Here is a 12,493-nt window from a genome sequence, read left to right on the forward strand (position 1 = left end):
GCACCATGACAGACATCGCCATCGTCGGAGCGGGCATCTCCGGCCTCCACCTGGCCCTCCGCCTCCAGCAGGCGGGCGTCACCACCACCCTGTACGCCGAGCGCACCGCCGAGGAGGTGGCGGCGGGCCGTCCGCTGCATCTGCCGGTACGTTTCGGCCGCACCCGGCAGCGCGAGCGCGAGCTGGGCGTGGCCCACTGGGAGGGCCGGGAGAACGGCACCTACGGGGTCAACCTCGTGGCAGGCGGTGAGCCGGACATCCGCTTCCTCGGCCGGCTGGACGAGCCGGCGTCCGGGGTGGACTTCAGGGTCTACCTGCCCCGGCTGACCGCGGACTACCTGGAGCGCGGCGGGCGGGTGGAGACGCTGAAGCCGGAGCCCGCCGAGATCGACCGGATAGCGCCCCGCCACGACCTGGTCGTGGTGGCCGCGGGCCGTGCCGCCACCGGGCTCTTCGCCCGCGACGAGTCCCGCTCGCCGTACCGGACCCCGCAGCGGGTACTGACCGCGGGGTTGCTGCGGGGCATCGCCCCCGTCGACCCCGGACACATCCACTTCCAGGTCACCGAGGGCGGCGAGATCTTCTCCACCCGCATCCTCACCGCCGACGGACCGGTGCACGGCGTGGTGGTCGAGGCGCTCCCCGGCGGACCGCTGGAGCGGCTCGCCGCGTTCGACCACCTCGCCGACCCGGACGGTTTCGCCGCGGAGCTCCTCGGACTGATCGAGAAGTACGCCCCCGACCTCCGGCAGCGCATCGACGCCCGGGAGTTCGGCCTGGCGAAGCACGGGGACGCCCTCCAGGGAGGCATCACCCCGACGGTCCGGGAGAGCTGGACCGTGCTGCCCTCCGGGCGCATCGCGCTTGCCCTCGGCGACGCCTGGGTGGTCAACGACCCGCTGACCGGCCAGGGCGCCAACCTGGGCTCCCGCAGCGCCTTCGAACTGGCCGGACTGATCACGGAGGGCGGGCCGTTGGACGAGGACTTCGCCCGCCGCGCCGCCGCTCGCCTGTGGCGGATCGCCGAACCGGTGGTGGGATGGTCCAACCTCAACATCGGACCGCCGGCGGAGCACCTCGGCCAGATCTTCGTCACCGCCACGGAGGACCAGCGGGTGGCCGACGCCTTCGTCCGCAACTTCAACGACCCGGAGGCGATGTGGGAGGCGGTCAAGTCGCCCGAGGCGACCGCCTCCTGGCTGAAGCGGATCGCCGAGGGCGAGGAGAACGGCTGACAGCCCGTCGGGTGGTCTCCGGCAGGAGGCCACCCGGCAAGCCCCCGGCGCAGGACCGTCCGGTACCGGATCGGGCCCCGAACGGGGTTCCCGCCGGGTGTGCCCGGCAGGTCGAGAACGGTCCGGTACCGGCTCGGGCCCCGAACGGGGACCGAGCCGGTGGCGTCAGCGCTCCGCCAGCCCGAGGTGCTCCCGCAGGGCGGTTCCCTCGTAGGCGGTCCGGTAGAGGCCGCGCTCCTGGAGCGCGGGTACGAGCCGGTCCACCAGGTCGTCCACGGTTCCCGGGATGATCTGCGGCGTGATGTTGAAGCCGTCCACCACCCGCTCCCGCACGTAGTGGCCCCAGACGTCGGCGATCTCGCCGGGGGTCCCGCAGAAGACGTCGTGCCCGGGGCCCACCTCCCGTACCAGCCGGCGGATGCTGAGACCGCGTTCCCCGGCCATCTGCCGCCATCGCGCGATGGTCTGCAGCTTGCCGGTGCGGTGGGCCACGGCGATGGTGCCGCGCGAGGGGTCGAGCTCCTGCTCCACGGGCTCGACGTCGGGCAGCGGCCCGTCGGGGTCGTAACCGGACAGGTCCCGGCCCCACCACTGCTCCAGGAAGGCCAGGCAGCGGGGGCCGTTGTACTCCTCGGCGCGCATCCACTCGTACCTCTCCCGGGCCTCGGCGGCCGTGTCCCCGAGCACCACCACCGCGCCCGGCATGACGCGCAGGGACTCCCGGTCGCGGCCGTACGCGGCCAGCCGCGCGGTGAGGTCGCGGGTGTAGGCGAGGGCCTTGTCGTAGGTGGTGTTGGAGGTGAACACCACGTCGGCATGGCGTGCGGCCAGGTCCCGGCCGCCGGGCGAGTCGCCGGCCTGGAAGAGTACCGGCCGGTCCGGGCCCGTGGGCAGGGTCGGTGCCGCCGCCATCCGGACCAGGGGCGTGTCGGCGCGGACCGTACCGATCGCGCCGGGGCGGGCCCAGGACGGGGCCTTGCCGTCGTCGGCCACGGCGTCCTCGGGCCACGCCGACCAGAGGTCCTTCGCCGCGCGCACGAACTGCTCGGCCCGGTCGTAGCGGTCCTCGTGCGCGAGCCAGCCGCCGTGCCGGAAGTTCTCGCCGGTCCAGGCGTTGTCCGTGGTGACGACGTTCCAGCCGGCCCGGCCCCCGGAGAGCAGGTGCAGCGAGGCCAGCCTGCGGGACAGGTCGGCCGGCTGGTTGTAGGTGGTGTTCTGGGTGGCGACCAGGCCGATCCGGTCGGTGGCCCCGGCCAGCGCGGAGAGCAGGGTGATGGCATCGGGCCGGCCGGCCACGTCGGTCTCCAGGACGCGCCCGCGATTCTCGCGCACGCGCAGTCCCTCGCCGAGGAAGTACGCGTCGAACAGGCCGCGTTCCAGGGTTCGCGCCACCCTCAGGAACGTGTCGCGGTGGTGGTGGGGCGCCGAATCCGGCGCCGACCAGAGCAGTTGCGGGCCCACTCCGGTGTGGAACAGCCCCAGGTGCACCTGGGCGGCGGGGTCGTACCCCAGTCCGGAGGGCGGGAACTCGGTTTCCATGGTCACCTCGACGGGGTGGAAGTGGTCCCGGCGGCGAACCGGTTGGCGGGCTTCGGCAGTCCGAGGGTGTCGCGCAGCAGCGCCCCTGGGACGGGCGGGCGGACGACCCCGCGTGCGATCAGGACGGGCAGCACCTCGGCGGCCAGTACGGGCAGGTCGACCGCGAGCACGGCCGGGTGCAGCCGTACCCCGTCCACCGTGTCCGCCAGCGCCGCCACGAACTCGCACAGGCCCTCGGCCGGGCCAGCCCAGCGCAGCCGCCCGTCCTCGGGCCAGGGCGTGAAGGCGTCCAGATCGCGCAACCGCGCGCCCGCCGGTTGTTCCGGCGTGTCCAGGACCACGTCGAGGTCGGCGAAGACCAGCGGGGCGCCCTCCCGGCGGGCCCGGCCGGCCCGTTCCTCCAGGGGCCCGGGCCCGTCCGCGGCGACGAACGCGACGTCCAGGAGACCGGTGACCCCCAGGGTGTCCGCACCCGCCACCACGAGCTGGCCCTGCGGGGGGCGAGGGGTGATCAGCGGACCGATGACCGAGAAGAACTCGCCCCGGAAGCCGACCCGGTGGACCCGGTCGGCGTCCAGGTAGCGGGCCGATCCGGGGTCGGCGATGACGGCGTCGTCCTCCCAGGAGTCCCAGAGCAGCCGGGCGGCCGTGATGACCTCGGCGGTCTCCCGCCGGGTCTCTTCGGCCGTGCGGCGCGGGGCCCCCACGGTGGCGAGCGCACGCGGGTCGTCGGTCGCGCCGACCACCCAGCCGCCGCGGCCCAGCGAGAGGTGGTCGAGCCCGGCCAGCTGGGTGGCGAGGTGGAACGGCTCGGTGGTGGTGATGTGCAGCGTGGGGGCGAGCCCGATGGCGCCGGTACGGGTGGAGAGGAAGGCCGCGCGCACACCGGCTTCGACCCGGCCGGCGGTGTCCGGCGACGGTAACGGGGCGAGCGGTCCGTCGTCGAGGGTGACGAAGGCGAAACCGGCCGACTCCGCGAGCCGGACGCCGGCGGTCAGGGTGGCGGGCGACAGGACGGCGGACGGCGCGCCGGGAGCGGCGCGCCAGGCGGCGGGGTGCGCCCCGTCACCGTCCGCTTCGAGGGCCAGGCGGAGCGGGGGCGGGGGAAGGGACGGAACCACGGTGCCTCCACGGGGTGTCGTGGCAGCGCTGCCCGGACGGGCGCGCGAGTTGCCGTCCGGGCGAACCGGGGCGGCCACTGTGTTGTTCCGCGTGACGCCGCCGTCTCACACTGCGATACGCACCGCCCCGGCACCGTCAACTCACCTTTCCGGGGCGCCTGGTTCACTCCGCGACGCCGACGCCGGTCACCTTCCGGCGGTTGCCCCCGCCGGTTCCGGTACGAAGTCCCAGGTGGCCATCGCCATGTCCACCAGGACGTGCAGCTGGGCGCCCTCCGCACCGTCCCGGGCCTGCACGGAGACGCCGTTGAGGAAGGTGGTGTAGAAGGCGGCGGTCCGGTCGGTGTCCGCGCCGGCCGGGATCTCGCCGGCCGCCACCGCCGCGTCGAGCCGTTCCTTGAGGACGGACTTGGTGCGGGCGCGGCAGCGCAGCGCGAAGTCGCGGACGGACTCGTGGTCGTCGGTGCAGTGGGTGGCGGCCTGGACGATCATGCAGCCGCGCGGCTTGCCCTCGGCGGTGAACTGGTCGACGCTGCGGTGGAGCAGCGCGGCCACCGCCTCACGGGCGGTCGGCGCCGCCTCCATGGCGTTGCGCGCGCTCTGCGCCTCGGTGCGCTCGTACAGGCCGATGGCCTCGCGGAACAGCTGCTCCTTGTTGGTGAACGCCGCATACAGACTCGGTGGGTTGATGCCCATGGCGGCACTGAGCTCGCTGGTCGAGGCGGTCTCGTAGCCGCGCTCCCAGAACAGCAGCATGGCGGTGTGCAGAGCCGCTTCGCGATCGAACGAACGGGGACGTCCGAGCCGTGCCACGGGGCCTCCTTGACGGCTGGTCAGCCGGTCGATAGCTTTATGTAGAGGTTAGTACAGAAGTTGGATGCGTGCTGCCCGGGGCATCCGTGCGTCGTCGGAACGACGCGCCCCCTCCCGCGTGTGCGGCGCCCGCTCCGGCCGGTGCGCACGGCGTCCCCGATCGACCATCATGACAAGGAGAATTGTTCATGGCTATCCCGGACGAGACCTCGGCCAACGGGACATTACGGGCGACGGGGGAGGAGCCCGTCCGCTGGGGGCTCCGGGCCTGGCTGATGCTCATCGTCGTCTGCGGAGCCTTCTCCCTCGACGCGCTCGACAACATCATGGTCGGCATCGCCACTCCGCAGATCAAGGCGGAGTTCGACATGAGCACCTCCGCGGCCCAGTGGGTGGTCAGCGCCTACGTCCTCGGATTCGGCGGGTTCCTGCTGCTCGGCGGCCGGATGTCGGACCTGCTCGGCAGGCGCCGGGTCTTCCTCACCGGGCTCGTCGTACTCATCGTCGGCTCCCTCGCGGGCGGCACCGCGAGCGACGGATTCGTCGTCGTCGCGGGACGCCTCGTGATGGGCATCGGCGCCGCGCTCACGGCGCCGTCGGCCCTCTCCATCGTGGTCGGCAACTTCCCGGAAGGCCCTCAGCGCAACCGGGCCCTGGGCATCTACACCGCCTGCGGCGCCGTCGGGTACTCCATCGGCGTGGTGGTCGGTGGCTCGCTGACCCAGGTCAGCTGGCGGTGGACGTTCATCCTCTCCGTGCCCGTGGCCCTCGCCGCACTGATCGGCGCCCTGGTCCTGGTCCCCAAGGACGCCCCGCACGACGGCTCCAAGCGCCACTACGACGCGGCGGGCGCCGTCACGGTCACCGCCGCGATGCTGCTGCTCGTCTACACCATCGTGCGCGCACCGGAGACCGGCTGGGTGTCCGGTGCCACGCTGGGCGGGTTCGCCGCGGCGGTCCTGCTGCTCGCCGCGTTCGCCGTCATCGAGACCCGGTCTCCCCAGCCGTTGCTCCGGCTGGGCCTGCTGCGGAACGCCTCCCTCGTGGGGGCCAGCCTCATCGCCGCGGCCATTCTCGGCACCTACATGAGCTACCAGTTCGTCGGCAGCCTCTACCTCCAGTCCTACCGGGGCTGGTCGCCGCTGGAGATGGCATTCGCCTTCCTCCCGGTCGGCCTGATGATCCTCACCTTCGCGCCGCGTGCCGGCAAATGGCTCGGCCGCCTCGGAATCCGCCTGATGATCTTCGGCGGAATGCTCGCCTACGCGGTCGCCTTCGCGCTCTTCCTGCGGGTCGGCGCCGACTCCTCCTACTGGTACGTGGTGCTGCCCAGCATGGTGCTGATCGGCGTGGGCTTCCCGTTCGCCTTCACCGCGGCCAACGTCCAGGCGACGGCGGGCGTCGCGGAGTCCGAGCAGGGCCTGGCCGCGGGGATCCTGCAGACCGGCTACCAGGTGGGCGCCGCGGTGGTGCTCGCCGTGGTGACCGTACGCATGGGCGACGACGGCACCGGATCGGCCCGCGCCCGTGAACTCACCGGATACCACCAGGGGACCTGGGTGATCCTCGTCATCGCCGCCCTCTCCGCCCTCGCCGTCGTCGCGGCGGCGGCCTACGGGCGGCTGCGCCGCCGGGACGACGGCCCGGCCGTCGCTCCCGGGGCCGCACCGGCCGCGGCCGAGGAGTCGCCCGCGGGAACTTCCGTCAGCTGATCGTCTGTCGCGCCATCCCCGCCCTCTTCCCCGGTGTTCGGGGGAGGGGGCGGGGATCCGGCGTGTCCGGCCCGAGGCGCCAGGTGGTGTCCGGCGGCCGAGGCCGGACAGGGGTCGGCGTCCGCCGCGCCGGGAACGCCAGGAGGCCGCCCCCGCGGGGACGGCCTCGGCGTCGCGGTGCCCGGTGGGCGCGGGTGCTATTCCTCCAGCAGGTCGGGCTGCTCGTGGGTGATCTCCTCCCACAGCAACTGGAAGCTGAACCAGCCCAGTTGGCGGTCGCCGAAGCCGTCGCGCGCCGCCAGCGCCTGCTTGTGGTCCAGCGGCTTCGGCGTGCCGGCGGCAGCGGCCAGCAACTGCACCTGCGCCGCGCTCTCGTAGGTGAAGAACCAGTGGACCGCCTCGTCCAGCGAGCCTCCGACGGTGATCAGCCCGTGGTGGCGCAGCAGAATGGCGCGCTTGTCGCCCAGCCGTGCGGCGATGTCCTCGCCCTGCGCGACGTCGATCGAGGGCCCCTCGTACTCCTCGTAGAGAACCTGGTCCTGGTAGAAGGCGGCGGACTCCTGGTCCAGGGGCTCCAGCAGCCGGCCCAGGGCTCCCAGCGCCCGGGAGTACGGAGTGTGGCCGTGCGCCGCGGCGGTGGCGTCCGGGTTGGCGCGGTGGATGGCCGAATGGATCACGAAGGCGCTCGGATTGACCCGGTGCCGCCCGCTGACCACCTGGCCGGTGCCGTCGACCAGGATCAGGTCGCGGACCTTGACCCGGCTGAACGCGACGCCGAAGGGGTTCACCCAGAACCGGTCCGGGTCCTCGGGGTCCCGCACGGAGATGTGCCCGGAAATGCCCTCGCCGTAGCCGTACTTGCCGAACAGCCGCAGGGCGGCCGCGAGTCGCTGCTTGCGGTGCCTGCGCTCGTCGTCGACGGATGTGAAGACGGGCTCGGTCGGCAGCGGCAGCCCCGTGTGGGTGTCCGCCAGATAGCCGGCCCGTTCCTGCGTCACGCTCTCGGTCATGCGTACTGCTCCTTGGGGTGCGGGGTGCGGAAGTGATGACGGGGAAGGGTGTCCGGGAGCCTGCCCGGCGGTGCGCGGGCGCCCCGCCGGGCAGGCTCGGCAGGGCCGGTCACACGGCCCGCACGGTGCCGGTGCGCCGCCCGCCGGCCGGGTCCTCCTGCCGGAGGACGGCGCCCGCTATGTCGACCGCGCGGTCGACCAGGGACGGCACCCCGAAGGTGAAGAACAGTGAGCCCGCGGCCAGGTCGCCCAGGGCGTGGACGCGGCGGCTCGGCACGCCGTCGGCGACCAGCCCGCTCGTGGCCCGGTCCACGTGGAGGCCGCCGCGCGGATGGGCGGTGGCCAGGCCGCGCCGGATCAGCGAGGAGACGAGCGGATCCGCCGCCGGAGGGACGCGGTGCGCCGGGGGATTCACCGCGTTGACGACGACGTCCGCACGCCGCGTACCGCCGGCGACGCGCACGTCGAACCCCCCGCCGGGCCGGGCGGTGACCTGCTCCAGCCCGCCGGAGAACTCCAGCAGCCCCTTCTCCGCCCGCCCCAGCAGAACCTCGGCGCTGGACGGCGGCATCGGGCAGCACAGGCTCATGATCGTGCGGTAGTGACGGCGCAGCACAGCCGCCCGGTCCGCTTCGGGCAGCAGGGTCCAGATGTCCGGTCCGGTGTCGGGCACCGCGCGCTGGAGGATGCGCAGCCCGGGGTCGCGGTCGCGGACCGACCCGAGCTGCCTGCGGAGCCGGTCGAGGGGGCCCTCGGCCGCCACCGCGCCGATCTCCCGGTCGACCGCGGCCATCGAGGAGCCGGCGTCGGTGAGTTCGGCCTCCATCAGCGCGACCGCCTCGGCGAGGGTGCAGGTCTCACCCCTGGCGGCCATGGAACGGAACCGCTCGGCCGTGAAGTGACGCAGAGCGTGTTCCAGCGGCTGCTGTCGCACGCTGGGCAGCACGCCTCTCCTGGATGCCAGCACCACGGGCCCCTGATGTCCGCCCGCCGCCAGCGACAGCACCACGTCGACGGCGGTCAGGCCGCTGCCCACCACCACCACCCGGTCCTGGGCGCCGATGCCGTCGAGGCGCCGCGCCACCGGATAGGGGTCGGCGACGAACCCGGGAGCACCCGCCAGCCCGTGCGGATCGGCCGGCACGCCGGTTCCCACGCAGAGCACCGCGTGGCTCAGCGCGTACCGCTCCCCGGCGCCGGTGACGGCCGTCAGCGCTCCGCCGTCCGGGACGAGATCGGTCACCGCCTCGCGCACCAGGCCGATCCGGCAGCCGCGGGAGGCGAGCCGCCCGAGCGCGCCGCGCGCCGACTGCTCCAGGTAGTCCCCGTAGAGCGAGCGCGGCGGGAAGGGGATGCCGGAGAGGGGGTCGGTGTGGTCGGTGGTGTCGCCGAGGACGGCTTCCCGGGCGCGCAGCCAGCCGATGAAGTGCTCCGGACCGTCCGCCCGGACCGTCATGTCCTCGGGCGGCGCGTTGACCCGCAGCGCCGAACTGTCGGGCTGGTAGGCCCGTCCGCGCCACAGGTGCGGCGACGGGTCGAACACGGTGACCGCTTCCGGCGTTCTTCGGCCACGGCTCAGTGCGTCGAGGAGGCATACGGCGGACGCGCCGCCCCCGATGATCCCGATTCCGGGCGGAGTGGACATACGAGAGAACTCCGTTCGTCACAGTGCGTGAAGGGCATGGCGAGACGGATCGATGGCGAATCGAGCGGCAGCATTACGGGCGATCACGGCGATCACGGCGATCACGGTGACCACTGCGATCACCGCTATCACCGCGATCACCGGAATGGGGCTTTCGCCGTCACGGCAATTGCGCCGGGGAAATCCCTCTGCCGGTCGGGAACAGTCTCGTACGGAGGAAAGGGCGTTCCTGGCATGCGTACGCACGCGAACTGACGGGATGGCGCACATGGCCCCGGCGCTCGACGCCCCGCGCCACCCCATCCGTTCGCCCGGTCAGCCGGCCGGCCGGTCAGCCGGTCGGCCGGTCAGCCCGTCGGGCGCAAGGCGGTCCTGCGCCACTCCCTCGGCGTCACGCCGTAGCGGTCCCGGAAGAGCCTGCTGAAATGCGACGCGCCGTGCATGCCCCACCGTTGCGCGATGTTGGCCACGGTCAGGTGGGCGCTGCGGGGGCTGCGCAGCTCCTCGCGGCAACGCTCCAGGCGCTCGTTGCGGATCCACTGCGCCGGGCTGGTCCGCTCCTCCTGGAAGAGCAACTGGAGGTAGCGGATGGACACGTGGTGCGACCGGGCCAGCTGCTGCGGCGTCAGGTCCGGGTCGTCCAGTCGCGCTCTCGCATGGGCCTGCACGCGGTGCAGCAGGGCCCGGCGTGCCGCCGCGGGACCTCCGTCGGCATCGGCCAGCCGCTCTCCGCACACGGCGCTGACCAGGCTCGCCACACTGCTGCCCAACTGGTCTGCCACCGGGTCTAGTTCAGTCATGTGGCGGGCCGTGGTGCGCAGCAGACCGGCCAGCAGCGCCCCCGAGCCCTCCTCTCCGGACCAGACCGCCGGCCTCAGCATGTGCTCGCCACCGGCGGACAGGCCGAGCAGCCGGTGGTCGAACTTCACGGACATCATGTGGACGGGGTGCCGCATCCGGAGGGTGAACGGACGGGTCGGATCGTACGAGAAGAGCCCGCCCCCGCGTGCCACCGCGCTGGTACCGTCCTGCTCGACCCGCACCTCGCCGTCCAGGACGCAGGTCAGGGAGAGCTCGCCGGAGGCCACCGCACCGGCCCGCGAGGCGGTCAGCTCGACCGCGTGCGGTTCAGCCCTCACCGAGGCGAGCTGCACCGCCCCGAACCTGCCGGATGCGATGGTCCCGTCGAACCCGTCCGCGCGCGACGGACGGACCTCCAGCGGGCCGCAGGTGGTGGTGACCAGCTCGGCCCAACTGTGCGCGGGCCGCTCCCCTTCGGGTTCGAGCGTGCGCAGAATCCGTACCCGGCGCGGTGGTTTCGCACGGAGCGCGCTCATACCGTGCCTCCCCGCGGAACGCCGAATCGCCGTCGGCGCCGGGCACCTTTTTTCCGCGACGCATCCGCCATCGCGCCGAGGCGGTACGCCGGCCGTCCCGACCGGCCGGCCGTGGCCGTCGCGGGAGAATTGTGCAGCGTTAAGGCAGTCATGGATTCAGCCCCGATTCACCTTGCTCCGACAGTCACTTCAGCCTGTAGAAATTCGCGGTGGAGGAGCAGAAGCCTTTCGGACATCATCGGCGCGCAACAGTGACACTCGGTGACCGTGCGCGGCCGCGCCGAAAATCCTCCCGGCCGGGGCAAGGGAGCAGGGTTTACGCCATGGCCCAGCGGTTCAGCCGGTCGTGGCGGGCAGCTGACGGTTCGTCACAATCAACTACGGGAACGGATTCACACATAGTTCATGCCGATGTGACGGCCCCGCGGCGCACACCGTCCGCTGGGCGGACGGTCCTACAGGTGGGCAGGTCAGTGGCCCGTCCCCGGGGCCCGGGCGCGGGGATGTTGCGCGGGGACGAATGGCTCGTCACGCCAGGAGGCGCTGCTCGACCCCGGGCCGCCCGGGAAAGGCGGGCTTTGGCCTCCGCGCGGCACTTCGGGCCGAAACGAGTCTCTTGACCCCGGCCGGAAAGGCTCTTCCCCCGGCCCGGGGCGCGCCCGCGTACGCCGGTTCCCGCGTGCGGACACCCAGGCACGTACGGCGGCCGGACCGCCGTGTACGCCCGGTCGCGCGCCCTGGTGGCCGCGTGCGCGACAGGCCCGCACGCTCCGGTCACCGCGTGCGGGACGGGCCCGCACGCGGCCGGCGGCCGACTCCCGTCAGACGGCGGGCCGTACGCCGTGCACGACCTCGTGCTGCCATTGCTCGCGCGGCTGGAGGTGCAGCCGCCAGTAGTGCTCGGCGATGTCGTCGGGGTCGTGGTCCGTGCCGGGAACGACCCGGTTGGGTACGGTCACCGACGCCACGTGGACTCCGGCGGCCCCGTAGGCGCCGTCCAGCAGTTCGACGAGATTACGCACCCCGAGCTTGCCGAGCGACAGGCTGATACGGGTCGGATTGGCGCGAGGCATGCCGCCGGTGATGAGAATGGTCCCGCTGCCCCGGGCGACCATGCCGGGAGCCAGGTGCGCGGCGGCGGTCAGTGCGCCCACGACGTTCACCGCCCAGGCGTCGAGCTGCCCCTGGGCGTCGAGCTCCCCGGGTACGTCCTGGCGGATCAACGCCGCGTTGTACACGAGGAGTTCGGTCGGACCGTTCTCGGCGGCGGCCGTGTCCAGAGCGTCCCGCAGCCCCGCCTCGTCCGTGCTGTCGGCGGTCAGCCCCAGCGCCTTCCGTCCGCTCCGTTCGATCCGGTCGGTGACCCCTCGGACGGTCTCACGGTTCCGCGCGACCACCGTCACGGACATCCCCTCGCGGGCCAGCCGATCGGCCACCGAAGCCCCGATTCCGGGCCCCGCCCCGATCACCACTGCTGCCGACATCTCTGTCCCTTCGTTCGTCCGGCGGCCATTTCCGCACGCCGGTACGTCCGGACCGAACGCCCGCCGCCGGTACGCCATTCCCCCCGGTGCGACGGGAGTTGTGGAGAGCGACGCCTTCGGCCGGGGTGCACCGTTCGGTGCGCCGGATGTCCAACGGCTCAGGCCCGCCGACGTCACGCGAATCGGGAGTCCGATGCTGCCGTGCGGCACCTCGGCTCCGGACCGCAAGTGAACTCCGCCTTCCGCCCGTCGACTTCTGCCCGGGAGTCCCTCCGGATGCGCCACCCCTCACCCGAACTCCGCTGATCCCTGGTCACGTCGCGGCCGACGGCTCGCACCCGTGCGGGGCGCGGGGGCGCCGGTCGCTCGCCTTGGTACGCACCCCGGCCGTCAGGTGGGCGCCCAGTCGAGTTCCACCGGCGGAGCGAGCGGGAGTGGCGACCACGCGGACCGGACCCGGATACGGCCACGCGGACCTCACCCGAACCCGGATACGGCCATACGGACCGGACCCGGATACGGCCACGCGGACCTCACCCGAACCCGGATACGGCCATACGGACCGGACCCGGATACGGCCACGCGGACCTCACCCGA

At 73.0% G+C, this 12,493-nt stretch carries 10 protein-coding genes; 2 read left to right on the forward strand and 8 right to left on the reverse strand.

All coding sequences use genetic code 11. The features are described 5' to 3' along the window. Positions 1–5 precede the first annotated feature (5 nt). The gene (locus ACWCSV_RS13670) at positions 6–1,235 is read left to right on the forward strand and encodes a styrene monooxygenase/indole monooxygenase family protein (protein ID WP_451141704.1); all 1,230 of its coding nucleotides are present in this window, start codon (positions 6–8) and stop codon (positions 1,233–1,235) included. Between the two features lie 165 nt (positions 1,236–1,400). On the opposite strand, the gene ACWCSV_RS13675 is transcribed toward ACWCSV_RS13670, so the two are convergent. From ACWCSV_RS13675 to ACWCSV_RS13685, 3 genes are all read right to left on the reverse strand, one after another. Next, on the reverse strand, positions 1,401–2,774 hold the full coding sequence (locus ACWCSV_RS13675; RefSeq protein ID WP_451141706.1) for an NtaA/DmoA family FMN-dependent monooxygenase: 1,374 nt from the start codon (positions 2,772–2,774) through the stop codon (positions 1,401–1,403). A gap of 2 nt (positions 2,775–2,776) precedes the next feature. After that, the gene (locus tag ACWCSV_RS13680) at positions 2,777–3,895 is read right to left on the reverse strand and encodes an LLM class flavin-dependent oxidoreductase (RefSeq protein WP_451141708.1); all 1,119 of its coding nucleotides are present in this window, start codon (positions 3,893–3,895) and stop codon (positions 2,777–2,779) included. A gap of 186 nt (positions 3,896–4,081) precedes the next feature. Further along, on the reverse strand, positions 4,082–4,708 hold the full coding sequence (locus ACWCSV_RS13685; RefSeq protein WP_451141710.1) for a TetR/AcrR family transcriptional regulator: 627 nt from the start codon (positions 4,706–4,708) through the stop codon (positions 4,082–4,084). A 188-nt stretch (positions 4,709–4,896) separates the two neighbouring features. On the opposite strand from ACWCSV_RS13685, the gene ACWCSV_RS13690 reads away from it, so the two are divergent. Continuing rightward, positions 4,897–6,420 carry an MFS transporter gene (locus ACWCSV_RS13690; protein ID WP_451141712.1) on the forward strand — a complete coding sequence of 508 codons (1,524 nt, stop codon included), beginning with the start codon at positions 4,897–4,899 and terminating at the stop codon, positions 6,418–6,420. A 197-nt stretch (positions 6,421–6,617) separates the two neighbouring features. On the opposite strand, the gene ACWCSV_RS13695 is transcribed toward ACWCSV_RS13690, so the two are convergent. The 5 genes from ACWCSV_RS13695 to ACWCSV_RS13715 all read right to left on the reverse strand — a co-directional run bounded on the left by ACWCSV_RS13695 (position 6,618) and on the right by ACWCSV_RS13715 (position 11,896). Next, positions 6,618–7,430, reverse strand: a complete 813-nt coding sequence (locus tag ACWCSV_RS13695; protein ID WP_451141714.1) for a class II aldolase/adducin family protein — start codon at positions 7,428–7,430, stop codon at positions 6,618–6,620. Positions 7,431–7,539: 109 nt separating this feature from the next. Beyond that, complete coding sequence (locus tag ACWCSV_RS13700; protein ID WP_451141716.1) at positions 7,540–9,075, reverse strand: FAD/NAD(P)-binding protein; 1,536 nt, start codon at positions 9,073–9,075, stop codon at positions 7,540–7,542. A gap of 18 nt (positions 9,076–9,093) precedes the next feature. Next, positions 9,094–9,216, reverse strand: a complete 123-nt coding sequence (locus tag ACWCSV_RS13705) for a hypothetical protein (protein WP_451141718.1) — start codon at positions 9,214–9,216, stop codon at positions 9,094–9,096. A gap of 206 nt (positions 9,217–9,422) precedes the next feature. Further along, a complete protein-coding gene (locus ACWCSV_RS13710) occupies positions 9,423–10,412 on the reverse strand; it encodes an AraC-like ligand-binding domain-containing protein (RefSeq protein ID WP_451141720.1) in 990 nt (329 codons plus the stop codon). A gap of 821 nt (positions 10,413–11,233) precedes the next feature. After that, a complete protein-coding gene (locus ACWCSV_RS13715; RefSeq protein ID WP_451141722.1) occupies positions 11,234–11,896 on the reverse strand; it encodes an SDR family NAD(P)-dependent oxidoreductase in 663 nt (220 codons plus the stop codon). Positions 11,897–12,493 lie beyond the last annotated feature (597 nt).

The sequence above is a fragment of the Streptomyces sp. NPDC001770 genome, from assembly GCF_053596135.1.

Bases quoted from the DNA above. Each gene is read 5' to 3' on its own strand.
- ACWCSV_RS13670 (WP_451141704.1), top strand. From the start codon at position 6: ATGACAGACATCGCCATCGTCGGAGCGGGCATCTCCGGCCTCCACCTG.
- ACWCSV_RS13695 (WP_451141714.1), bottom strand. From the start codon at position 7,430: ATGACCGAGAGCGTGACGCAGGAACGGGCCGGCTATCTGGCGGACACC.
- ACWCSV_RS13715 (WP_451141722.1), bottom strand. From the start codon at position 11,896: ATGTCGGCAGCAGTGGTGATCGGGGCGGGGCCCGGAATCGGGGCTTCG.
- ACWCSV_RS13690 (WP_451141712.1), top strand. From the start codon at position 4,897: ATGGCTATCCCGGACGAGACCTCGGCCAACGGGACATTACGGGCGACG.
- ACWCSV_RS13710 (WP_451141720.1), bottom strand. From the start codon at position 10,412: ATGAGCGCGCTCCGTGCGAAACCACCGCGCCGGGTACGGATTCTGCGC.
- ACWCSV_RS13700 (WP_451141716.1), bottom strand. From the start codon at position 9,075: ATGTCCACTCCGCCCGGAATCGGGATCATCGGGGGCGGCGCGTCCGCC.
- ACWCSV_RS13675 (WP_451141706.1), bottom strand. From the start codon at position 2,774: ATGGAAACCGAGTTCCCGCCCTCCGGACTGGGGTACGACCCCGCCGCC.